The organism is Arthrobacter pascens (assembly GCF_030816475.1).
Lineage (GTDB): Bacteria > Actinomycetota > Actinomycetes > Actinomycetales > Micrococcaceae > Arthrobacter > Arthrobacter pascens_B.
This window is the reverse complement of record NZ_JAUSXF010000001.1, coordinates 2,922,464-2,946,156: the sequence shown is the minus strand read 5'-3', so window position 1 is coordinate 2,946,156 and position 23,693 is coordinate 2,922,464. Positions and strand designations below refer to the sequence as shown.

Annotated in this window: 12 protein-coding genes; 11 read left to right on the top strand and 1 reads right to left on the bottom strand. The window is 66.2% G+C overall.

What is annotated here, in order from left to right:
* Positions 1 to 90 precede the first annotated feature (90 nt).
* The 11 genes from QFZ40_RS13510 to QFZ40_RS13460 all read left to right on the top strand — a co-directional run bounded on the left by QFZ40_RS13510 (position 91) and on the right by QFZ40_RS13460 (position 22,927).
* Entirely contained in the window at positions 91 to 6,171 is a 6,081-nt protein-coding gene (locus tag QFZ40_RS13510) for an Ig-like domain-containing protein (protein WP_306904972.1), read from the top strand.
* Between the two features lie 76 nt (positions 6,172 to 6,247).
* On the top strand, positions 6,248 to 7,219 hold the full coding sequence (locus QFZ40_RS13505) for an AAA family ATPase (RefSeq protein WP_306904970.1): 972 nt from the start codon (positions 6,248 to 6,250) through the stop codon (positions 7,217 to 7,219).
* 43 nt (positions 7,220 to 7,262) lie between these two features.
* Positions 7,263 to 8,594 carry a DUF58 domain-containing protein gene (locus QFZ40_RS13500; RefSeq protein ID WP_306904969.1) on the top strand — a complete coding sequence of 444 codons (1,332 nt, stop codon included), beginning with the start codon at positions 7,263 to 7,265 and terminating at the stop codon, positions 8,592 to 8,594.
* Positions 8,595 to 8,680: 86 nt separating this feature from the next.
* A complete protein-coding gene (locus QFZ40_RS13495) occupies positions 8,681 to 11,008 on the top strand; it encodes a transglutaminase domain-containing protein (protein ID WP_306906923.1) in 2,328 nt (775 codons plus the stop codon).
* The gene (locus QFZ40_RS13490) at positions 11,005 to 12,447 is read left to right on the top strand and encodes an RDD family protein (protein WP_373427433.1); all 1,443 of its coding nucleotides are present in this window, start codon (positions 11,005 to 11,007) and stop codon (positions 12,445 to 12,447) included. The genes QFZ40_RS13495 and QFZ40_RS13490 overlap by 4 nt, the downstream gene beginning before the upstream one ends.
* Positions 12,444 to 13,358: a PP2C family protein-serine/threonine phosphatase gene (locus tag QFZ40_RS13485; RefSeq protein WP_306904967.1), complete on the top strand. Its 915-nt coding sequence runs from the start codon at positions 12,444 to 12,446 to the stop codon at positions 13,356 to 13,358. The genes QFZ40_RS13490 and QFZ40_RS13485 overlap by 4 nt, the downstream gene beginning before the upstream one ends.
* A complete protein-coding gene (locus tag QFZ40_RS13480; protein WP_306904965.1) occupies positions 13,345 to 15,177 on the top strand; it encodes an FHA domain-containing protein in 1,833 nt (610 codons plus the stop codon). Before QFZ40_RS13485 ends, QFZ40_RS13480 begins: the two co-directional genes overlap by 14 nt.
* A complete protein-coding gene (locus QFZ40_RS13475; RefSeq protein WP_306904964.1) occupies positions 15,174 to 17,009 on the top strand; it encodes a serine/threonine-protein kinase in 1,836 nt (611 codons plus the stop codon). Before QFZ40_RS13480 ends, QFZ40_RS13475 begins: the two co-directional genes overlap by 4 nt.
* Positions 17,010 to 17,072: 63 nt before the next feature.
* A complete protein-coding gene (locus QFZ40_RS13470) occupies positions 17,073 to 17,777 on the top strand; it encodes a hypothetical protein (RefSeq protein ID WP_306904963.1) in 705 nt (234 codons plus the stop codon).
* A complete protein-coding gene (locus QFZ40_RS13465) occupies positions 17,774 to 22,219 on the top strand; it encodes an FtsK/SpoIIIE domain-containing protein (RefSeq protein WP_306904962.1) in 4,446 nt (1,481 codons plus the stop codon). Before QFZ40_RS13470 ends, QFZ40_RS13465 begins: the two co-directional genes overlap by 4 nt.
* Positions 22,220 to 22,360: 141 nt before the next feature.
* Positions 22,361 to 22,927 (top strand): hypothetical protein, encoded by a 567-nt coding sequence (locus QFZ40_RS13460; protein WP_306904961.1) that lies wholly within the window; start codon positions 22,361 to 22,363, stop codon positions 22,925 to 22,927.
* 120 nt (positions 22,928 to 23,047) lie between these two features.
* Here the strand turns inward: QFZ40_RS13460 and QFZ40_RS13455 are convergent, their stop codons facing one another.
* A complete protein-coding gene (locus QFZ40_RS13455) occupies positions 23,048 to 23,587 on the bottom strand; it encodes a hypothetical protein (protein WP_306904960.1) in 540 nt (179 codons plus the stop codon).
* Between the last annotated feature and the right edge of the window lie 106 nt (positions 23,588 to 23,693).

The following is a 23,693-nucleotide window of genomic DNA, read 5'->3' as shown; positions in this document are numbered from 1 at the left end:
GGAGTGGCGGAATTTCACTGCCCTCGGCATGCGCCGGGGGCTAGGTTGCTGCCGTCAGGGCAGCAGTGATTTCAAGGGAATAATGACGCTGTGACAACGCTGCTGGGGAAGCTTGGGCTGAAGAAGCGACACAACAAACTCATATCAGGTACTGCCTTCGGGGCGGCGGCGGTGGTGCTGATAACCGGCGCAGTGCTGTACCCGGGATTCAAGACCACAGAGGTGGACCTGAACGACGGCGGCGTGTGGGTTGTTAGTAAGTCGAAGAATGCCGTGGGGAGGTTGAACTATCCGTCCCGTGTCCTGGACGGTGCGGTAACCCCGGCCAGTACGACGTTCGATATCCTCCAGAACGCCGGAAATGTCTTTGTGGACGATAAGACTGGCTCCACCCTGAACCAGGTTTCTCCTGCAAACATGCGCCTGGGCGGAGACAAGCAGCTGCCGGGGGCAGCGGATGTGAGCTTCGGTTCCGAGGTCATCTCGGTGACGGATCCGGCCTCGGGCAAGGTCTGGGCGGTGTCACCCTCCACCGTGAACGGTTTTGACCGGGAAGCCAGCGAACCGGTGATGGTGGGCTCGGAGGGCCTGGTCTCAGCGGTGGGAGCTGACAACCGGATCTATTCAGCAGACCCCAAATCCGGTGTAGTGACAGTGACGGCCGTGGACGCGAATGGCGATGTGACGTCGTCGGAGTCCAGCACCTGGTCTGACCTCAAGGGCGCCGGTGACCTCCAGATGACGGTGGTCGGGGACAAGCCGGTGGTGCTCGACGCCGCGAACGGAAGGCTCCTCCTTCCCGGTGGCAAGCGGCTCCAGCTTGCCAGCGCAGGCGACGCCAGGCTGCAGCAGGGCGGCCCTGCCAGCGACTTCGTCGCAATCTCGACGAAAAAGGCCCTGTTGGAGCAGCCGCTGGACGGTTCCACCGCGAAGACAGTGACGTTCGACGGCGAGGGCGTACCGGCCGCCCCCGTGCAGCTGGGCGGGTGCGTCCATGCTGCCTGGTCGGGGGCCAACAAGTATGTGCGCGACTGCACGAACGACGCCGATGACAAGAACGTCGATGTGCCCAAGGCGAGTGCGTCGCCGTCATATGTCTTCCGGGTCAACCGTGATCTGGTGGTCCTGAACGACGTGAATTCCGGGAACGTGTGGCTGGTGAACCAGAACATGCAGCTCGTGAACAACTGGGACGACGTCGTCCCGCCGAAGAACCAGTCCGATGAACAGGACCAGGAGTCCGCGGACAACAACACCATCAACGTGCTTCCGGACCGCACCAAGCCCAACCGGCCGCCGGAAACCAAACCGGACGCGGTGGGCGCGCGGCCGGGACGCACCACCGTCCTCAGCGTGCTGGACAACGACTCCGACCCCGACGGCGACGTCCTGACAGCCGCCGTCGGCAACTCCGGTCCCAAAGCGGGCACCCTTGAGGGCATCTATGGAGGGACTGCTTTCCAGATCTCCGTCCCGGCTGATGCCAAGCCCGGCACGGAGACCTTCGACTACAACGCCGCTGACGGCAGGGGCCTGTCCGCCGGCGGGCAGGTTACCCTCAGCGTGGTGGGCCCGGACGAAAACCGTCCGCCGCAGTTCAAACGCGGCGGCGACGCCACCACCATGCTGGTTGAACAGGGCAAGACCGTCAGCCAGAACATCCTCACCGACTGGGTGGATCCCGACGGCGACGACCTGGTCCTGATGGACGCCAAGGCCGACAACGACCAGGACCAGGTCAAGGTCCGGCGCGACGGGCTGCTGACGTTCCAGGACTCCGGCGCGACCGCGGGCAAGAAGAGCGTTACCGTCACCATCTGGGACGGCCGCGCCACGGTCACGGGCAAGGTGGTGGTGAACGTCCAGCCACCGGGCGCCCTCGCACCGGTTGTCAACGCCGACCACGTCACGGCAGTGGCGGGGCAGGACCTGGTGATCGCGCCGCTGAAGAACGATGTCGACCCCAACGGCGGTGCCCTGCGCCTGGCCCAGGTGGAAGCCAGCGGCACCGCCGAGCTGGGTCCCGTCACCGACGGCGGGACCTTCACGTTCCGCAGCACCACCCCCGGCCCCGTCTATCTGACGTACATTGCCAGCAACGGTCCGCAAAGCAGCCAGGGCCTCATCCGTGTCGATGTGGAGTCCGGCAAGGACAGCGGAGACCCCGTTGCCGTGCACGACGTCGCCCTGATGCCGGTGGGCGGCAGCGTGCTCCTGGATCCGTTGGCCAACGACTCCGATCCCTCCGGCGGAGTCCTGGTCCTGCAGTCAGTGAAGCTTCCGGACAACACCACCGCGTCCGTCAGCGTCATCGACCACAGCGTGCTGCGGATCACCGACGTGCTGGGCACCAAGGATCCCTTCCTTTTCGAATACACCATGTCCAACGGCACGAAGTCGGCTACCGGCAGCGTCTCCGTGGTCCCGGTCCCGGCTCCCGCCGTCGTCGAGGCGCCGCAGCCCAAACCCGACGAAGTGAACGTCCGCGTCAACGACGTCGTGACCATTCCGGTGCTGGACAACGACACCCACCCTCAGGGTGAGAAGCTGACAGTTGACCCCGTCCTGCCGCAGGCAGTGGATGAGGCCGACGGCAAGAGCTTCGTGTCCGAGAACACCCTGCGGTTCATAGCCGGGCCCCAGCCCAAGACCGTCAGGGCCATCTACAACGCCGTGGACCCGCAGGGGCAGAAGAGCGCCGCCGCCGTGACCATCCACATCCTGCCGCTTGAAGGAGCCCAGAACTCACGGCCCCAGCCGAGGAACCTCACCGCCCGCGTCGTGGCCGGCGGAACGGTGCGCATCCCTGTACCGCTGGACGGCATCGATCCCGACGGCGACTCCGTGCAGCTGACGGGCATCGACAGTACGCCCGCAATGGGAACTGCCACCGTCGGCAGCAACTTCATCGACTTCACCGCCGCCGGCGACGGAGCCGGGACCGACTCCTTCCGCTATAAAGTGGTGGACCGCCAGGGCGCTGTGAACAGCGGAACCGTGACGGTAGGCATCGCCCCGCGCGGCGACACCAACCAGAAGCCCACGCCCGTGGATGACGAGGTCAAAGTCCGTCCGGGCCGGCAGATCGCCGTCGACGCAACGGGCAACGACACCGATCCGGACGGCGACCCGATCAGGATCCTTACCGACGGCATCGAAGCGGACCCTGCCCTGCAGGCCACCGTCAGCAAGGCAAGCGGCCGCATCATCCTGCTGGCCCCCGGGGCGGCCGGGACCGTCAACGTGCGCTACACCATCGCCGACGACCGTGACGCTTCCGCCCAGGCGGCTATCCGCGTGGTGGTGGACAACGAGGTCCCGCTGCAGGCTCCGATTGCCCGGGACGACAGGGTCACCTCAGCCCAGACCCTCGGCAAGACCGCCGTGGATGTACCTGTCCTGAAGAACGATGAAGACCCCGACGGCGTGGGCGAGAACCTGAAGATCAGCACCGAGGCCACCACAGCCCGTCCGGGCACCGACGGAAACATGATCGTGGACTTGACCGAGCAGCCGCAGCTGATCCCGTACACCGTGGAAGACGTGGACGGCCTGAAGTCCACGGCCATCATCTGGGTCCCGGGCATCGGGCAGCAGGTGCCCACACTTGCCAAGGACGAGGTGGTTGAGGTCATTGCCGGGCAGTCAGTGACGCTGAACCTGAACGAGTGGGTGAAGGTCCGCGAAGGGCGCTCAGCCCGCCTGACCCAGACGGACCGGATCAAGCTCATCGGTTCGGACGGGAGCGACCCCGTTTCCGGGGACGGCACCGCCCTGAAATACACTGCAGGAACGGACTACGTGGGTCCGGGTTCCCTGAGTTTCGAGGTGACGGACGGCACCGGCCCGGATGATCCCGCCGGCCTGAAATCCACGCTGAGTATCCGCACCAAGGTGCTGCCCGATCCAAATCGCAACAACCCGCCCACCTTGCTGGGCGCGGACGTCGACGTGCCCAAGGGGGATACGGCCAGCACCGATCTTGGCAAGCTGACCGCGGATCCGGACCGCGACGATCTCGAGAGGATGCAGTACGAATTGGTGGGCGGCGCGCCTGCGGGCTTCAACGCCAGCATTGAAGGCAAGTCCTTGAAGGTTTCCGCCACCGACGGCAGCCGCTCCGGCGCGACCGGGGCGGTCCAGGTCAAGGCGAAGGACTCCCGCGGCCTGGAAGCAACTGCCACGTACAAGCTGTCAGTTACCGCCTCCAACAGGCCGAAACCGGTGGCTAACGACGACCTGGAACCCAATGCGGCGGCCGGAAAACCAGTCACTGTGAAGGTCCTGGCCAACGACTCCAACCCGTTCCCGGAATCCGCGCTGAAGATCCTCTCGGCATCCACCGAGACAGGGCAGGGCAGTGCCGCCGTTACGGACGATTCCGTCACCGTGACACCGGCCGCGGGGTTCACCGGAACCATGATTGTGGCCTACACCGTTGCCGACAAAACCGATGATGACTCGCGCAACGCGACGGCCCGTATCCGGTTGACTGTCAAGGATGAGCCGCTTGCTCCCACCACGCCGCAGGCACAGAGCGTAGGGGACCGCACGGCCCTGCTTAGCTGGTCCGCGCCCGCGGACCGGGGCTCGCCGATCACCAAGTACACGGTGTACGGTGAGGCCGGCTTCCAGCAGGCCTGCCCTGCCAACACCTGCACTCTGAACGGGCTGTCCAACGACACCAGGTACCACTTCCAGGTCACTGCCACCAATGAGTTCGGCGAGTCCGACAGGTCGCCCGCTTCGGCGGAAGTCAGGCCGGACGTCAAGCCCGACACCCCGCTGGCTCCCACCCTGAAGTTCGGCGACAAGCAGCTCGCCGTGAACTGGGTGGCTCCGGCAACCAAGGGCTCTCCGATCAAGTCCTACGATCTTGAAATTTCGCCTGCACCGCCGGGGCAGAACGCCCAGATCCAGAACCTGACTGCGGTCAGCTACGTCTGGAAGGGCCTCCAGAACGGCGTGGCCTACAAGGTCCGCGTGCTGGCACGGAACGACGCCAAGGACCCGTCGGAGTGGAGCGCGTATTCCGCGGCGGAGGTGCCTGCCGGCGCCCCGGCCACCCCTGCGGCCCCGACGGCGTCGCAAGCGCCGCCCGTCGGCTCAACAAGCCAGATGAGGGTCAGCTGGACTGCGCCGAACAACAACGGTGACCCGGTTTCCTCCTACACGCTCAACACGTTCCGGGGCGGCGCCGTCATCGCCTCACAGCCGGTGACGGGCGGAACCTCGCAGAACGTCACGGTGGATAACTCGGAGACCGACTACACGTTCACCGTCTCCGCGACCAACAAGGCTGGAACCAGCGGAACCAGCAGTCCGTCAGCGCCCATCAGGGCTGCCGGAAAGCCAGGCCAGGTGAGCAGCGGCACTGTCGCGGCAACAGGCAACAGCGGACAACTGGCGGTGACGTTCACCCCGCTGACCGAAGCCCAGCGCAACGGCTCAACGTCTAACGAGATCCGCTACTCCTACCGCGCATCCAGCGGCCAGTCCGGCGCCATAAATGCCCCGGGCGGAAACATCAACGGGCTACCCAACGGCACCGACGTGACCATCACCATCATCGCCACCTCCACCAAGAACAACGTGTCCGGTGATGCCAAGGCCGTAGGTAGCGGCAACCCGTACGGGCCGCCCAACGCTCCAGTGCTTAAGGGCCAAGGCTCCACTACGCAGCAGGTCCACTGGACGTGGACCAATCCCGCGGACAACGGCCGGCCCATCCAGCGCTTCGAGGTGAGCTACGAAGGCGGAAGCTGGACGAGTGTGGGACTCGCGAACCGCTACGACCGCGATACCAACGCGTGGAGTTCCACGAAGGATCTCAAGGTCCGGGCCTGCTCCGTCGTTTGTGGTCCGTCTGACTCCGCCAGCGCAACCAGCGGCGCGGACCCCACCCCACCCCTGTCCCAGATCCAGGTGGACGCCTCTAGCGTCCGGACCTGCCCGGGCAAGCCGAATCAGAGCGACACGTATAACCCGGGTCCCCCCAAGACTTGTGGTGCCGGCTGGGTGGAACGCTCTTGGGGCAGGCTGTCCATTGACTGCACCAAGGACATCTATGGCAACGGTACGCCGTGGTACCGGCTGACCGAAGGAAAAGCGGGATGGTATGTAAAGTCCACGACGGTGGACTTGTACGGATCCAGGCCTGGCGGATGCTGACCACTCAACGAACTGGACTAATTGCCGGACTGCGGACCGTTCCCATCACGAGAACCAGAAGAAAAGGATTCACTCCATGACCATGACAACCGAGCAGGCCGTATGGTTTGCAGGCACCTTCGACAAGCTGGTTGCCAACGTGGGACAAGCCGTGCTCGGCAAGGAGCATGTCATCAGGCTGACTTTCACGGCAATGCTCGCCGAAGGCCACGTGCTGTTCGAGGACGCACCCGGAACCGGCAAGACCTCGCTCGCGCGTGCCCTTGCGGCCACAGTCCAAGGCTCCAACAACCGCATCCAGTTCACGCCTGACCTGCTCCCGTCGGACGTCACCGGTGTGACCATCTATGACCAGAAGACGCAGAAGTTCGAGTTCCACAAGGGCCCGATCTTCAACAACATCGTCCTGGCTGACGAAATCAACCGGGCCTCGCCGAAGACCCAGTCCGCCCTGCTGGAAGTCATGGAGGAATCCCGCGTCACGGTGGACGGTGTCACCTATGAGGCCGGCAGGCCATTCATGGTCATGGCCACCCAGAACCCCATCGAGCAGGCCGGCACCTACCGGCTTCCGGAGGCGCAGCTGGACCGGTTCCTGATCAAAACCTCCATCGGATACCCGGACCACGCCTCAACCGTCCGGCTCCTTGGCGGGGCGAACCTGAAGGACAGGTCCAAGGAAATCTCCCCGGTCATCACCACCCAGGCCGTCGCCGACATGGCGGACCTGGCAGCAACGGTGCACGTGGACACCGCGGTGCTCGAATACATCTCCCGGCTCTGCGAGGAGACCCGGAGCGCCCCTGAAACCCGGCTCGGAGTCTCCGTGCGCGGCGCCCTGGCAATGGTCCGGGCCGCGAAGGTCTGGGCAGCAGGCCAAGGCAGGAATTTTGTCCTGCCGGACGACATCAAGGAACTCGCCGCCGTCGTGTGGACGCACCGTTTCGTGATGGACCCGGAAGCCGAATTCTCCGGAGCAACGGCTGAGGCCGTCCTGGCAAGGGTCCTCTCAGACGTTGCGGCGCCGCAGCAGCGCGCCAGCGCCTGACGCCTCCACACAGACCATCCTCAGTGCGAACGAAGGCACCAATATGTCCAGCGGCACACCGTTGAACCGGCTTGCTGACCGACTCCGGCAGCCCTTCCGCCGGGACGCCCGGCCCGGCAGGCTCCGGCCATCGGCTGTCTGGGAAGACGCCACCAGCACCGCCGGGCTCGCTCTTGCCCCGGCCTGGAAGAAATCCCGCGGTCTCTGGCTTCGCTATGCCTGGCCGGTCCTCTCGGTTGTCAGCGTCCTGGGCTGGTCAGTCCTTGCCGCCGCGATCCTGCTCTGGACCGCGGGACAGGCCTTCGGCTGGCAGGAAGCCAAAGCCGCGGCGATTGCGGCCTTCGTGCTCTTCGTCATCGCTATTGGCTTTATCCTGGGCCGATCCTCCTACGGTGTGGTCCTGGACCTAGCCCGGACCAGGGTGGCGGTGGGGGACAGCGCCGTCGGAAGCATCGCTGTCTCCAACACCTCTGCCCGGCCGCTGCTGCCGGCCGCCCTGGAACTTCCGGTCGGTGCCGCCACCGCAATCTTCCACCTGCCGCGGATGAAGCCGCAGCAGGTCCACGAGGACCTCTTCACCATTCCCACCGCCCGCCGGGCGGTCATAGTCGTGGGACCTGTCCGCTCCGTCCGGGCAGATCCCCTGCACCTGCTGCGGCGCCAGGTCCTGTGGACCGAGCCGGAAGATCTTTACGTTCATCCACGCACCGTGGCACTGGCCGGATCAGCCGCGGGCTTCATCCGGGACCTCGAAGGCATGCCGACCACCGACCTTTCCAGCGCCGACGTCTCCTTCCACGCCCTGCGCGACTACGTGCCCGGGGACGACAGGCGTCATATCCACTGGAAGACCACGGCCCGGACAAACAAACTGATGGTCCGCCAGTTCGAGGAAACCCGCCGGGCCCACCTGGCAATCTCCCTCTCCATCAATACGGATGAGTACGGGTCGGAGCAGGAATTCGAGCTGGCCATCTCCGCCGCCGCCTCGATCGGACGCCAGGCAATCCGTGATCAGCGCGAGCTGGACATCCTCACCCAGGCAGGCCCGCTGCGCTGCCAAACCGGGCGCACCATGCTGGATGACATGACCAGGATCGTAGGGACTCCGATGCGCCGGACCGCCGTCGACCTTGCCAGGACACTCACGGACACCGTGCCGAACGCCTCGGTGGTCTTCATCGTCGTGGGCAGCAACGTGACTCCCACCCAGCTTCGCTCCGCCTCAGCCTCAGTGCCGATGGGGGTCCGCAGCCTTGCCGTCAGGCTCCAGCCCGGCGCCGCCCCGGCCCGGGCCAACATCGGCGACCTGACCGTCCTGACCCTTGGCGATCTTTCCGATCTTGCCATCATCCTGAGAAAGGCGGCAGCGTGAGCTCCGGATCCGACCTCCGTCCCCGGCGGGCGCCGCGCCGGCAGGACGAATCCGCGTTTGCGGACGGCCAGCCGATCTGGCATTTCATGCTCGACGCCGCTGCCCTCACCGTCCTGCTGGGGCTGGGAGTCCTGGGCTTCAGCCTCAGCTTCGGCGGGGATCCCCATTACCTGGTTTCGGGGTTCGGAGGCATCCTGCTGGGCCTCGCGATAGCCGCCTGCAACGCCCATCTGCGGCTGGGTCTGCTGATCACCTCGGCGATCGCCCTGGCGGCCTACCTTATATTCGGCACTGCCCTCGCGGTGCCGGATTCGGCCATCGCCGGGTTCCTTCCCAGCCTCGACTCGCTGAGGACACTGCTCCTGGGTGTGGTGTTCGCCTGGAAGGACATGCTCACCGTCGGCGTGCCTGTGGGAACGGCCGGCGGGGTGCTGATTGTCCCGTTCCTGGCTTCATTGCTCAGTTCACTCGTCGCCGGGACCCTGATCTGGCGGCTGAAGGGGCCTTACTGGCCGCTGCTCCCGGTGCTGGCACTGTTTGTCACCGGCATCGCCTTCAGCACCAACGCTGCCTTCCTGACGGTTGAACGCGGCATCGCCCTTACCGTCGTGGCCATCGCCTGGGCTACCTTCCGGCGCGATGCCCTGCGCAGAAGCGATACGCGGAAGGTGTCCGTCAACAGTCCCCAGGGCGATACCTCCACGGCCAGGCGTGCCAGGATCCGCCGGCTCGGCACGGCGGCTGCCGTGATCGCGGCAAGCGTGTCCATCACGGCGCTGGCGGCGCCGCTGGTCACCGCCAGCGACGACCGCAAAGTCCTGCGGAACGTGGTGGTTCCGCCGTTCGACCCCAGGGACTACGTCACGCCGCTGGCGAGCTTCCGGAACTTCGTCAAGGACAAGAAGGACGACACGCTCTTTACCGTCAAGGGCCTGCCCCGGGACGGCAGGGTCAGGCTGGGTGCACTGGACGCCTTCAACGGCACCAACTACACCATGGACCCCAACGGCTCCGGGAACTTCAGCAAAGTGGGGGACACCAAGTCCATCAACACCCTTGCTGATAGTTCCAGCATCGTGCCCACCAACGACTACTCGCTGAACATCACCATCGAGGATTACCAGGGCTACTTCGTCCCCGGTGGCCGGAAGACCACCGGCATCAGCTTTGACCAGGGTTCCTCGGCAGCTGCTTCCGGGCTCTACTTCAACTCGGGGACGGACACCGCCGTGACCACCAAGGGGCTGTCCAAAGGCGATACCTACAGCGTCCAGGTCTCTGACCCCGTCAAGCTCGAGCACGGGCAGCTGACACAGTATGACTTTGCGAAAATCTCCCTTCCGGACCCGCTGGATGTTCCGCCGGTGGTGGACTCCCAGGCCAACGACCTGTCGGCGGACGCCCCCACGGCCGCCGACCGGGTCCGCCAGATCGAGGCCCATTTCCAGAAGAACGGGGCATTCAGCAACGGACTGGTCACCGAAGGCCAGCTGCCCAGTGTCTCCGGGCACGGCTCCGCCAGGATCAAGAGCCTGCTGACGGCCAAGCAGATGCTCGGCGACGACGAGCAGTATTCCGTGGCCATGTCCCTGATGCTCCGCCACCTCGGCATCCCCTCCCGCGTGGTGATGGGTTTCTACCCTGACCCCACAAGCCCGGAAAACGGTGCAGGCGATGTCAAGATCACCGGCAAGGACGTCCACGCCTGGGTGGAAGTGGCCTTCGACCGCGTGGGCTGGGTGAGCTTCGATCCCACCCCGCCCAAGGACAACGTCCCTATCCCGCCGGATCCCGAAACCAAGTCCAAGCCCAAGCCGCAGGTCCTCCAGCCGCCACCTCCGCCGCAGGAGCCGGCGGACCTGCCGCCGGACTCCTCCCCAGACGCCCTGGACGCTGACCAGAAGAAAAACAATCCCTGGCTCTTCTGGGGGGCGCTGCTGGGTGCCCTCGGAGTTGCGCTTATTCCGCTTTCAGTCCTGGCCGTGCCGCTCCTGCTTATCGCACTGCTTAAATCGCGACGCCGGAAGGCCCGTTTCACCGACGGTCCTCCTGCCCAGCGCGTGGGAGGCGGCTGGAATGAAGTGGTCAGCCTGGCGACTGACCTGGGAGCCGGAATCGACACCCGCTCCACCAGACGTGAGAGCGCTTCGGTGGTTGCCGGGGCCTTTCCCACATCCGCGCCCACCACGATCCTGCTTGCCAACCGGGCCGATGCCTCCATCTTCGGTGCCGGCCAGCCCAGCGAGGAGGAGGTCCGGGAGTACTGGACCATCGTTGACGGGTCGCTGAAGGAAATGACCGGGACAGTGGGTTTCTGGCGCAGGCAGCAGGCACGGTTCTCGCCCCGGTCCCTGCTGGCCGACGGCCGCAATGCCCTCAAGCTGCGCGGGGACCGGCGCCGTGACGAACCATGACGACTGACGCCGAGCGCTGCCAGCGCTGCCATCAGCAGATCCGCAGCGGCGCCACCTTTTGCCAGGCCTGCGGGGCTCCGCTGCCCAACCGGGCGGCGCGCAACGTCCGCAATGTCGACCATGCGCAGAGGGCCCTGATGGACCAGCGGGCCGAGCAAGCGGGGAGGAATCCCGGTAATATCCCGGTAGTACGGGCTATCCCGACAATAAGAGCTTCGGCGCCTGAAAAGGCGCCTGAACAGCTGGCGGGTCACGCTCCAGGGGGAGGAACAGGAATGGCAGTAAACCTTGAGCTGTGTCCGGCTCCCGTGGCCAAGCGCCTTGGTGCCGCCGTGCTCGACTGGCTGGCTCCGGTGGCCATCCTCGTCGTGGCCTTCACTGTTGGTTTCGCCGGCATCACCCGCACGCACAGCGGCGGCTTCATCGTTTACGGCACCGGCTCACTGGTTCTGTTCGGCGGAATCGGTGCCGGGCTGACACTGGCTTACGTGTTTGTCCTCGTGGCTGTGGAGGGCCGATCGGGGAACACGATCGGCAACCGGCTCATGGGTATCCGCAGCGCGGACAAGGACGGCTATGCCCCGGGGGCCGGGGCAGTCTTCCTCCGGGGCCTGGTCACAGGCGCGGGAATCCTCCTGGCGATAGTGGCAGCCATTGTGCTGGCCATTTTCATGTGGTTCGATGCCGCCCTCCTGGTCCTTGGGCCATTGGTCCTGCTCGGCGCCGCATGGGCTGTCCTGGTGGTGGTGTCCAGCACGTGGGACAAGAACGGCGGGCTTCGCGGCTGGCACGATTCCGCCGCCGGGACCCTCATGTTCGACATCAAGGCCGGCCGTAATCCGATTAGCACCGGCGGTATCCAGGGTCCCTACAGTTTTGCGCCCCTGGACCTGCCGCCGGTTCAGCAGGTCGTCTCACCCGTAGCCGGCGCCGCCAAGGCGCCCCAGGTCATTCATGCCCAGATGCCGCCGGTGATCAGCGCGCCGCAGGCCATCAGTCCCCACCCGGCCCAGGTGAGGGACTCGCCGGCACTTGTGAACCCGGAACATCCGGACGACGATCACGACCGCACGCAGATGCGCGGGGGTACCAGCGAACCCGTTCCGGTGGCCGTCCTGCGGATAAGGCTCGACGACGGCCGGGACTTCCAGCTCGACCGCAACGTTCTGGTGGGGCGGAACCCGGTCGGCCGGGAAGGCGAGCTGCAGGCCCAACTCCTGCCCGTCCCTGATCCGGGCCGCACGATCTCCAAGACACACCTCCACCTTCTGACCGACGGCGCCGGGATCTGGGTAACCGACAGGAACTCCACCAACGGGAGCGCGGTTACCACCCCTGACGGCCTCCGGACCCCGCTCCAGCCGGGCGTGCCCGCCTTTGTCAATCCGGGATCCACTGTTCATTTTGGTGACCGCTCCTTCCACGTAGGACAGGCATGAACTCCCACCCCGCAAGCATTTCCCCGCCCGCAGGCCACGAACCCGGGCTGAGCCTGAGCTACGGCTACGGGACCGACCGGGGCCTGCGCCGCGAACTCAACGAAGATTCCTTCATAGCCTCGGACCCGGTATTCGCCGTTGCCGACGGCATGGGAGGCCATGAGGCCGGCGAGGTTGCCAGCGGCATGTGCGTCCGGGCCCTGGCTGCGATGCCACAGCTGGCCACGGGGAAGCGGAGCATCACAGCAGCGGTCCTCCAGCAGTACCTGGTCAGGGCTGACAGTGCCATCCGGCAGGCCACCGGCGCACGTGCCGGAACCACGCTGGCCGGCGCCGTGGTGGTCGAACAAATGGGCATGCCGTACTGGCTGGTCATGAACATCGGCGATTCCCGGACGTACCGGCTGAGCCAGGGAGAGTTCGCCCAGGTCAGCGTGGACCATTCCGAGGTTCAGGAGCTCGTGGATGCCGGGGAAATCACTCCTGAAGAGGCAGCTGTCCATCCCCGGCGCCACGTTGTCACCAGGGCACTGGGTACAGGCGACGAGACGGAGGCCGACTACTGGCTGCTTCCGGTCGAGGAGGGCGACCGTATCCTGGTCTGCTCCGACGGGCTCAATTCTGAACTGACAGACGAACACATGTTCCGCATCCTGAGCACCGTGGGGGATCCGCAGGACGCCGTGGATGCACTGATTCAGGCCGCGCTCCGCAACGGCGGCAGGGACAACGTCACGGTGATCGTGGTTGATGCCCGGAACGTGATGAACGACGGCGGCACCGCCACCACAGCCCCCCGCACCGCTGCGGGGGCAGAAGAAGAAACGACGTTGCCCCGGCCGCAGGCTGCGGATGGGCGGGCAGCATCCTCCGACGACGAGAGCAGGGAGCCCGGGGATGGCCGCCGGTAATTACGCGCCCGGGAGCTGGCTCGGGATAGTCCGGTCCCGGACGGCCGTCATCCTGGGATCCGACACACCATCGGCGCTGGTCCGCTCGCTGTGGGAACTCCTGGAGAGCGGGCCCGAAGCCCACGAAGTACTGTCAGCGGTCACGAGCAGCTTCGGTGTGTCGCTGGCCCGCATCCCGTCGTTCGGAATAGTGGACTTCCGTGACCCGCTCCGCGTTTTCCTGCGCGGCGACCTGGATCTGACGGTGGGGCTGCCCGGGGGATCCGTGGACCTTAACGGTCGCGACGTGACCACGTGGACGGAGCGCCATTTTGCCGCCCCTGAATGGTTCCGGCTCACCGTCCCCGGAGGCGGACGCGGCACCCAGGAGCTCCCCGTCGGGGAAGGGGTGGTCCTGCTGCAGTCCCTGACCATGGCCCTGGCCCGCGCTGCCATTGAAGCACAGCCGGTTGAAGCAGAGCCCGTTGAAGCAGAGCCCGTTGAAGCAGAGCCGGTTGAACAACACGCGGTTGAAGCAGAGCCCGCTGAAGCAGAGCCGGTCGAAAAGCAACCGGTCGAACCGGAGCCCGTGTTTGAACAGGGAAAGGCATCGGGTGAACACGGTGCCTCCGCGGAGACGGTCATCGGTGTCCTCGACGACGATGCCGGTTACCCGACGGGTATGCCCGAAACCCCGGAGGACGGGGAACCCGCATCTGATCACGCCCGGCAGGTACTCGTGCCGGACCAGATGCCTGCGCACGAACTGACCGGAACATACGACCACCTCTGGGAACGCACAGTGGTGCGCAGCATAGAAGACGCCGCGATGCGCGAGGACCCGGAAGCGCCGGATGGCAACGCCACTGTCCTGCCGCCCGCCGAGGATGGGCCCGAGGATGTGGAAGCAGCATCCGAGCCGCCGGCAGCCGCTGCGACGGTCACGGACGGCATCGAGCCTGCCCCGATGGCCCTCCCCACGTCCCCGGCCGCAACTCCGCCGGCCGCGGCTCCCCCCGGCGCGACTTCGTCGCAGGCGGGGCCCGTTTCGGCGCCCCTGAGCGGACCGGCCGCTGGCGGACTCATCGACTCAGTCCCGTGGCGGACAGGGGGAGACAGCGTTCCGAAGGCGCAGACACCGCCATTGTTCACTGTTCCTGCCCCGGGCCAGGCCACAACACCCGGCAGCCGGCCCCGGCCCATGACCACGGGGCAGGGCACCGTGGACCGGGTAGCTGTGGATCGGGCAGGTGCGGACGGGGCAGGTGCGGATCGGGCAGGGTTCGACGACGCAGACCATGACGGCCAGACCGTCATGAAAAGCGATCTCGCCGGCATGGCCGCACATCCGGCACCGACAACACCGGCGGCAGATGCTGCCGGCCCCCGGGTGCTGGCACGTGTTTGCGGCCAGGGCCACGCGAACCCGCCCACCCATGCACAGTGCGCCGTGTGCGGACTTCCCCTTTTGTCAGATGCAGTCCAGGTGGCACGGCCCCGGCTGGGCCGGATGCGGGTCTCGACCGGAGAACTGGTGGATCTTGACCAGTCGCTGGTCATTGGAAGGCAGCCGTCCGTGTCCCGCGTCCAGGGCGGTGTGATGCCCAGGCTTGTGCAGGTGGCCAGTCCCAGCGGCGACATTTCCCGGTCACACGTGGAGGTCAGGCTCGAGGGCTGGCATGTCATGCTGTGCGACCTCAAAGCCACCAACGGCACCGTCCTCGTGCGCGAAGGCCAGCCACCCCGGCGCCTGGCCCAGAACGAAATGGCTATCCTGCTCGACGGCGACATCGCAGAAATTGGTGACGACATCTCATTGCGCTTTGAGGAGATTCTTTGAGTTCCAAACGGCCGGCCGCGCCGCCACCCCACATCCCGGGGTTCACTTACCACAGCCTGCTGGGTTCCGGCGGGTTCTCCGACGTCTACCTCTATGAGCAGGACCGGCCTCGGCGCAAGGTGGCCGTCAAGGTCCTGCTGTCCGACCTGAAGACAGAGGGTGCCCGGCGGAGGTTCGAGTCAGAGGCCAACCTGATGGCCCAGCTCTCCTCGCACCCGTACATCGTGACGATCTTCGAAGCCGAGGTGACCGAGGCAGGACACTCCTACCTGGCGATGGAGTACTGCTCCCGGCCAAGCCTTGACGTCCGCTACCGGCGCCAGCGCTTCAGCGTGGATGAAGTCCTGGCGGTAGGCATCCAGGTGGCGTCCGCCGTCGAGACCGCCCACCGGGCCGGCATCGCCCACCGTGACATCAAACCTGCAAACATCCTGGTCACCGACTACAACCGGCCGGCACTGACGGACTTCGGCATTTCCGGAACGCTGGGCAGCGATGCTGACGAGGACGCCGGAATGTCCATCCCCTGGTCCCCGCCGGAACAGTTCACCGGCGGCGCCATCGACGGGGTCCTGGTGGACGTCTGGGCGCTGGGGGCCACCCTTTACACGCTGCTCGCCGGCAGGTCCCCGTTCGTGTTGCCTGGCACCGACAATTCGCAGCGCCAGCTCATCTCCCGCATCACCAGCATGCCGGTACCGAGACTTGGCCGGGGGGACGTTCCGGAATCGCTCGAACTGGCACTGTCCACTGCAATGGCAAAGTCGGCGGCTTCCAGATATTCCTCCGCTCACGCCTTCGCGCTGGCGCTGCAGCGGATCCAGGCCGAGCTCAACCTTTCCGTCACTCCGTTTGAGGTGCTCGAAGAACCGCGCCAGGAGGAGAACCACCCCGACGACGGCTTCGAAGAGACCCGGGTCCGGAACATCGCCGCGATTGATCCTGAGCGGACCGGCAGCGCCCCGACCTTTCCCGCCCGGACCAGGCCCCAGCTCCCCGGCCACGTCTTCACAGGCCAAGGTTTCACCGGCCAGCCCTTTTCCGGTCAGCCTTCCACAGGCCAGCCCCCTACCGGCGAGCAGCAGAGTGCTAACACGCCGGACGGCGCAAACTCGGCAGGGGAGTGGGCGCAGGCCACCATGCTGCGCGGCAGCGTGGCGGCTGCAGACTACGGCAAGGTTCAGGATGCAGCGCCCCGGGACGAAGTGGTTCAGGGCGGCCCGCTCCAGGAGGCAACCGTTCAGCGGCCTGCTTTCCCGGCGCCGGGCCCTGGCCGGCAGAGCGGACAGCAGGCAGTGCAGGCCCGCCGGACCGGCATTGCGGAACCCGAACTGGACGCCACCATCAGCCGGCCGGCGGGTGCCGAAACGACCGAAGCGTCCGCCTCGGAAACGCCGGCCGACCATGGCAGGCGGAACCTGTGGCTTGCCATTACCGGGGCCACCCTGCTGGTCCTTGCCATCATCGTGGGAATCGTGCTGGCAACGTCAGCGCCGGCGCCGAAGGTGGCTGTCACGGACCAGCCCGGCAAGCCCCCGGCGGATGCCCTGGACAACGGAACAGTCCCCGACGTCGCCGGCCTGGCAGGCAAGCTGGACGGAAACGGCAAGGCGACCTTCACCTGGACCAACCCGCAGCCGAAAGCTGGCGACGCCTACAAATGGCGGGTCTACACACTGGGTGGCAGCGGCGAGTACCAGTCCACGCCCAATCCCACTGCGCAGGTGGCGGTGAACCCGGCAGAACCCACCTGCATACAGGTGATGATCGTCAGGAGCGACGGATCGTCCTCACCTCTGGAAAACGACTCGATCGGGTGCATCCGCAACTGAGGACGGCCTGGCACAGCAGACACGGAAAAGCATGATGAACTGCCCAACGAGGAGGCACGGAAAATGGGGGATCTAGCAATAGATTTCTGTGGTGAGTGGTATGAACCCTCAGATGAGGATGTCTTCAACATCGGCCGCGAAGGCGACCTTGAAGTGGACGACAACCCGTACCTGCACCGGCAGTTCCTGCAGGTGGCCCGCTACGACGGGATCTGGTGGCTCAGCAACGTGGGCAGCATGCTCTCGGCAACCGTTGCGGACGGCTCGGGCGGGATGCAGGCGTGGCTTTCACCCGGAGCGCGCATTCCGCTGGTGTTCAGCCATACCAGCGTGATCTTCACCGCAGGCCCCACCACCTACGAGTTCGCCGTCCACCTCAAGACGCCGTCCTTCCGCCAGGAAGCCCGCGACGACGACAGTAACGGTGACACCACCATCGGCCCGGTGGTTTTTACCGACTCCCAGAAGGCCCTGATCGTGGCGCTCGCGGAACCCATGCTCCGGCGCGAAGGGACCGGCTTCAGCGCCATCCCGTCCTCGGCGGCGGCCGCCAGGACACTCGGCTGGGCGCTCACGCGCTTCAACCGGAAGCTTGACAACGTCTGCGACAAACTTGACCGTGTGGGCGTTGTGGGACTGCGCGGCGGCGGCGGCAAGCTGGCCACTAACCGCCGTGCCAGGCTCGTGGAACATGCCGTCACCTCACACCTGGTCACCGCGGCGGACCTGCACCTCCTGGAAAAGATGCGCGGGGCGGACGAAGGATGAGGATACGGCTGACACTGCGCCGGGAGCCGGCGGAAACGAAGGACCTTGCGGTCACCGTGGACGGACTCGCAACGGTGGCGGACATCGCCGCGCAGCTATGGGCCGCGGACCCGGAGCGGAAAGGGACCCCGGTGCCGGACAACCTGTCCCTGCGCATTGACGAGGCCTTCGTGGCCGGCGGGATGCGGGGCAACGTCCTGACCCGCGCGGACAACCTGCTGGAATCGGGCCTGCGCCCCGGCTCCGTGGTCTCACTGACCCAGGTTAGCGACCACTTTGACGTGCCCGGCGCCAACCGGGGCCCTGCTGCTGCCACCCTGCGCATTCTCTCCGGGCCCGACGTCGGCCAGGAGTTCTCGCTTCCGTCCGGCACCAGCTACATCGGCCGGGACCGGGACGTGGACATCCGTCTCTCCGATCCCATGACGTCTAAACGCCACGCCCGCATCACCGTGGGCGAAACCGTGGAGATCGTGGACACCAACTCGGCCAACGGGCTGCTGATGGACGGCCTCCCGGTCACCCGCGCCACATTGAACTCCTCGGACACTGTGACCCTGGGCGATACCACCGTTACAGTGGTTCCGCTGGGACGGAACCATGCGGCAGCGCCGTCGTCGCCCCTTGTCGATTTCAACCGGTCACCACGCGTGGTACCCCGCTTCGATACGCCCAAGCGGATGCTGCCTGCCGGACCGAAACGGCCCGAACACCAGCCATTTCCGTACATCATGCTGATGGCGCCGCTGCTCATGGGTGGCATCATGTTCGGGGTCACCGGGAACCTGCTCTCCGTGGTGTTCATGATGATGATGCCGCTGTTCATTGTGGGGCACTACGTGGACCACAAAATGCAGACCAAACGCCAGCAGAAGGAACAGCTGAAGCACTTCCGGGAGTCGATGGCCGCCTTCCGGCATGACATCACCGAACTGCAGCACGTGGAACGCGCCGTCCGCCTGCAGGAAGCGCCATCGGTCAGCGACATCGTGGATTCGATCTACAAACTCGGGCCGCTGCTCTGGACCCACCGCCCCGAGCATGCCGGTTTCCTGGGCCTGCGGTTCGGGCTGGGCACGGCGCCGTCCCGCATCATCCTTGAGGAGCCGGCAAGCAATGAAACCCATGTCGAACACATGCTCGAAATCCAGGACTGCCTGAAGCAGTTCAAGGATATTGAGGGTGTGCCTGTTGTCTCCCAGCTGCGCACGGCCGGATCCTTCGGGGTGGCCGGGGCGCGCGGCCTCGTTGACGACGTTGCCCGGGGCATGGTCCTGCAGTTCGTAGGACTCCATTCGCCGGCCGAGGCAATTGTCACGGCCATGACCTCCGCACAGTCCAGGGAACGCTGGAACTGGCTCCAGTGGCTGCCGCACGTAGGGTCAGGCCACAGCCCGCTCAGCGGGGACCACCTGGCCGCGGGCTCCGCCAGCGGAACGTCATTGTTGGCCCGCCTTGAGGACCTCCTGGACGCCAGGGAAGCCTTAGCCAGGCGGTCGGGACCGGACCTCAGGCCGAACATCGATCCGGCCAAGGATGACATCCCGGCACCGGTGGTTCCTGCCGTCCTGGTCATCGTTGAGGACGACGCGCCGGTTGACCGCGGCAGGCTGACCCGGCTCGCGGAACGCGGCCCGGATTCCGGCGTCCACGTGATGTGGGTGGCCACCGATATCCAGGCGCTTCCTGCTGCCTGCCGGGACTTCATGGTGGTGGACGGCGATCACGGCACCACCACCGGCCAGGTCCGGCTAGGCCGCCACAGCTATCCGGTGAGCTGCGAAAGCCTCGACGCCGGACTCGCGGCCCAGCTGGCCAGGATGCTCGCGCCTGTGGTGGACGTCGGCAAGCCTGTCAACGACGATTCGGACCTGCCCCGCGCGGTGTCCTACGCCACCCTGATCGGGAAGGACTTCCTGGACAACCCCCAGGCCGTGGCGGAACGCTGGACGGAAAACAACTCCGTACACACGACGGCGGTGGCCAACCGCAAGGACAACGGGACGCTGCGCGCGCTGGTCGGCTCCAAAGGCATCGAACCCCTTTACCTTGACCTGAAGAACGAGGGCCCGCATGCCCTGGTGGGCGGCACCACGGGCGCTGGTAAATCCGAGTTCCTGCAGTCCTGGGTCATGGGGATGGCCGCTGCCTACAGCCCGGACCGGGTCAGCTTCCTGTTCGTGGATTACAAGGGCGGAGCGGCATTCGCCGACTGCCTCCATCTGCCGCACACCGTAGGCCTGGTCACTGACCTCTCCCAGCACCTGGTCCGCCGGGCCCTGACCTCGCTCCGGGCCGAACTCCGCTACCGCGAGCACCTGCTGAACCGCAAAAAAGCCAAGGACCTGCTGGCATTGCAGCGTGAGGCTGATCCGGACGCGCCGCCCTACCTGATCATCATCGTGGACGAATTCGCAGCGCTGGCTACCGAAGTGCCTGAGTTCGTCGACGGCGTCGTGGACGTGGCCGCCCGGGGACGGTCCCTGGGCCTCCACCTGATCCTTGCCACCCAACGCCCCGCCGGCGTGATCAAGGACAGCCTCCGCGCCAACACCAACCTCCGGGTGGCACTCCGCATGGCCGACGAAGAAGATGCCACGGACATCCTGGGCGTACCGGATGCGGCGTATTTCGATCCGTCCATCCCGGGCCGCGGCGCGGCAAAGACCGGTCCCGGCCGGATCCAGGGATTCCAGACCGGCTACGTCGGCGGCTGGACCACCGAAAAACCGCAGCGGCCCCAGGTTGACATCGTGGAAATGGCCTTCGGGTCCGGACCCAGCTGGGACCTGCCTGCACCGCAGCAACCGGTAACGGAAGAACCGGCCGGGCCCAATGACATCGCCCGGATGACCACCAACATTGTCAGGGCTGCCGAGTCGCTCAACATCCGCCCACCTCGGAAGCCCTGGCTGGACGAGCTCGCCAAGACCTACGACCTCTCCAAGCTGCCCAATCCTCGGACCGACGAACGGCTGCTCCTGGGAGTCGCGGACGATCCGGCCCTGCAGGACCAGCCCACGGTGTTCTACGAACCGGACAAAGACGGCAACATGGCCATCTACGGCACCGGCGGGTCAGGGAAATCGGCAGCGCTGCGCGGGATAGCCATTGCAGCAGCGGTCACCCCGCGCGGCGGCCCCGTGCACGTTTACGGCATCGATTGCGGATCCTCCGGGCTGAAGATGCTCGAGGAGCTCCCGCATGTCGGCGAGATCATCAACGGGGACGACGTGGAACGCGTCGGACGCCTGCTGCGCCTGTTGCGAGACATCGCCGATGAGCGCTCATCCCGGTTCGCAGAGGTGCGGGCCTCGACCATCGTGGATTACCGCACGCTCGCCGGCCGGCCCGATGAAAAACGGATCTTTGTGCTGGTTGACGGCATGTCCGCCTTTCGCGAAACGTATGAATACAGCCGCCTGTCAGCGCTCTGGGACATCTTCCTTCAGCTGGCAACCGACGGCCGTCCCCTCGGCATCCACCTTGTGGTGACCGGTGACCGCCCCAACGCCGTTCCGGCGTCGTTGCTTGCGTCCATTCAGCGCCGGCTGGTGCTGCGCCTCTCGTCCGAGGACGACTATCTGTCCATGGACGTCCCCAAGGACGTGCTCAGCAGTTCGTCTCCTCCCGGCCGCGGGCTGCTGGGCGGCCTCGAAGTCCAGCTGGCGGTGCTGGGAGGCAACTCGAACCTGGCGCTGCAGGCCCGCGAAGTCCACAAGCTCAGCGAAGCGATGGTGCGGCAGGGACTGGACAGGGCGCCGGGGATAGAACGCCTGCCGGAACAGGTGGAGCTGGATGTGCTTCCTGCCGGGAGGCCGGAGCTGCCGGTGATCGGCGTCGACGACGAAAACCTTCAGCCAGCCGAGATCATGGCCAAGGGTCCGCTGCTCCTGGCGGGTCCGCCGGGGGCGGGGCGGACCGTGGCGCTGGTGACGCTGGCATATGCGCTCCGGAGGTCCAACCCGGAGGCGGAACTGATCTATATCGGCTCCCGGCGCTCCGCCGTCGCCTCGCTGCCCATCTGGAACCGTTCGGTGGTCGGAGCCGATGACCTGTCCGACGTCGTGGAGGACCTGACTGAGCATTCCTCAGGGAACCCGGGAAAACTGGCCATCTTCATCGAAGGACTGACCGAGTTCACGGATACGGTCGCTGAATCAGGGGTGGCGCAGCTGGTGGCCGCGTCCATCAAGGCCGAGCAGTGGGTTATCGGGGAGTCCGAAACGTCCACCTGGTCCTCCGCATGGTCCCTGTCGCAGCCGTTCAAATCCGGCCGCCGCGGCTTGCTCATCAACCCTGGCGATATCGAGGGGGACAGCCTGCTCAACACCTCGCTGGGACGGGTCAGCCCCGACTTCATCCCGGGCCGCGGCTATATCGTGGGACGCGGCAAGGCGCGGAAAGTGCAGATCGCGCTGCCCCCGGAAAACAGGGAATGACCGGTTGACAGCAGGCAGCCCTTTATTCGGGGATTTGGCGCCGCCCGGCGTGTTGCCGCCAGCCAGTCGGAGTACCTGTAGCAGACTACCGGGGACACTAGTCCGGTGCGGAGGGGGCCGCGCGCTCTCGAAAAGGTATTCATGACCCGATCCCCGTACGTGCTCTTCGCTATGGCAGCGTTGGCTGCAGTTGGAGTTCTGGCGCTCTCGGTCGGCCTTTCCGGAATGTCGCCCGCAATCGCCGCAACGCCGCAATCTCCACCCACCTGTGGACTGATCTGCCTGCCGGTCCCGTCCGAATCCCCGTCCGAGGTTCCACGCAGTCCCAGCCCGAAACCGACAGTGCAGGAACCTTCCGCGCCGGTAAAACCGCCGGCCCCCGCGCCTCCGCCGCCCCAGCCCGCGGCACCTTCAGCCACCCACGCTCCGGAACCAAGCCCGACCCTCGTGGTGGCGACGCCGTCCCTGGACGTCACCGCCGGTACCCCGGGGACCGCTGCGTCCACGGCAGGCCCCTCAACGGAGTCGAACTGGAACAAGCCGATCTCCAAATCCTCAGAGGCCACACGGGCCGGCGCAGTGTCCAGGGGCGACGGTCCGGGCTTCGGCAGCCCCGGGCTGCCGGCCATCATGACGGGCGTGCTGCTGGTTGGCCTCGCAGGCCTGGCCTTCGCGTGGTGGAGCCGGAACCGCCACTTCATGCACTGAGGCGGCCCGGTCGCCGCACACCGGAACCAACCAACGGGCCGTTTCCGGCCGTGCCCGCCCGTGAATCCCGGGATTTGCTGCCCCGCAGCGAGTTGTAGCAGACTACCGGGGAACATGAGTTCATTGCGGTGGGGGCCGCGCGCCGTCGAAAAAGGTAGCCATGACCCTGCCCTCATCCGTACTTCGCGCGGCTTCCGCGGCAGCCGGAGCTGCGGTCCTGGCGATCTCGATGGGCCTGTCAGCGGCGGCGGCAGTGACTTCGGAATCCCCCACGGCTGACCCCACAGCTACCTGCGCGGCGTCCTGCCAGAGCACGCCTGCCCAGGGTCCCGGCGATCCTGGAACCCCGGACATCCAGCGGAAACCCGAGCCGAAACCGTCGCCGGATCCGCCAGGTACCGGGCAGCCCGCCGTCCCCACGCAGACACCGCCACCACCACCCGCACCACCGGCGGCTCCTGTCCCTGTGCCGGTCCAGAGCGTGGCGCCGGAACCAAGCGTTGCCGCAACGCCTTCCGCCCAGGGGACCGCTGGCGCCCCGGGCGCTTCGTCCACCGACAGCCCGTCAGCGGAATCGAACTGGAACAAGCCGATCGTGAAGTCCGCAAATCCCACCCGGACGCCGGCCTCATCCACCCATGACGGACCAGGTCCCGGCAATGAAAAGCTGCTGCCTGTTACTGCCGGCGTGCTGCTGGTTGGTCTCAGCGGCGTGTCCTTTGCCTGGTGGGGCCGGAACCGCCGCTCCTCCCACTAACCCCGCCTG

What these genes read in the sequence shown, in the direction of transcription:
- QFZ40_RS13495 (WP_306906923.1), top strand. Translation starts at nt 8,681, where the DNA reads ATGCTCGACGCCGCTGCCCTCACCGTCCTGCTGGGGCTGGGAGTCCTG.
- QFZ40_RS13480 (WP_306904965.1), top strand. Translation starts at nt 13,345, where the DNA reads ATGGCCGCCGGTAATTACGCGCCCGGGAGCTGGCTCGGGATAGTCCGG.
- QFZ40_RS13505 (WP_306904970.1), top strand. Translation starts at nt 6,248, where the DNA reads ATGACCATGACAACCGAGCAGGCCGTATGGTTTGCAGGCACCTTCGAC.
- QFZ40_RS13460 (WP_306904961.1), top strand. Translation starts at nt 22,361, where the DNA reads ATGACCCGATCCCCGTACGTGCTCTTCGCTATGGCAGCGTTGGCTGCA.
- QFZ40_RS13500 (WP_306904969.1), top strand. Translation starts at nt 7,263, where the DNA reads ATGTCCAGCGGCACACCGTTGAACCGGCTTGCTGACCGACTCCGGCAG.
- QFZ40_RS13465 (WP_306904962.1), top strand. Translation starts at nt 17,774, where the DNA reads ATGAGGATACGGCTGACACTGCGCCGGGAGCCGGCGGAAACGAAGGAC.
- QFZ40_RS13470 (WP_306904963.1), top strand. Translation starts at nt 17,073, where the DNA reads ATGGGGGATCTAGCAATAGATTTCTGTGGTGAGTGGTATGAACCCTCA.
- QFZ40_RS13490 (WP_373427433.1), top strand. Translation starts at nt 11,005, where the DNA reads ATGACGACTGACGCCGAGCGCTGCCAGCGCTGCCATCAGCAGATCCGC.
- QFZ40_RS13485 (WP_306904967.1), top strand. Translation starts at nt 12,444, where the DNA reads ATGAACTCCCACCCCGCAAGCATTTCCCCGCCCGCAGGCCACGAACCC.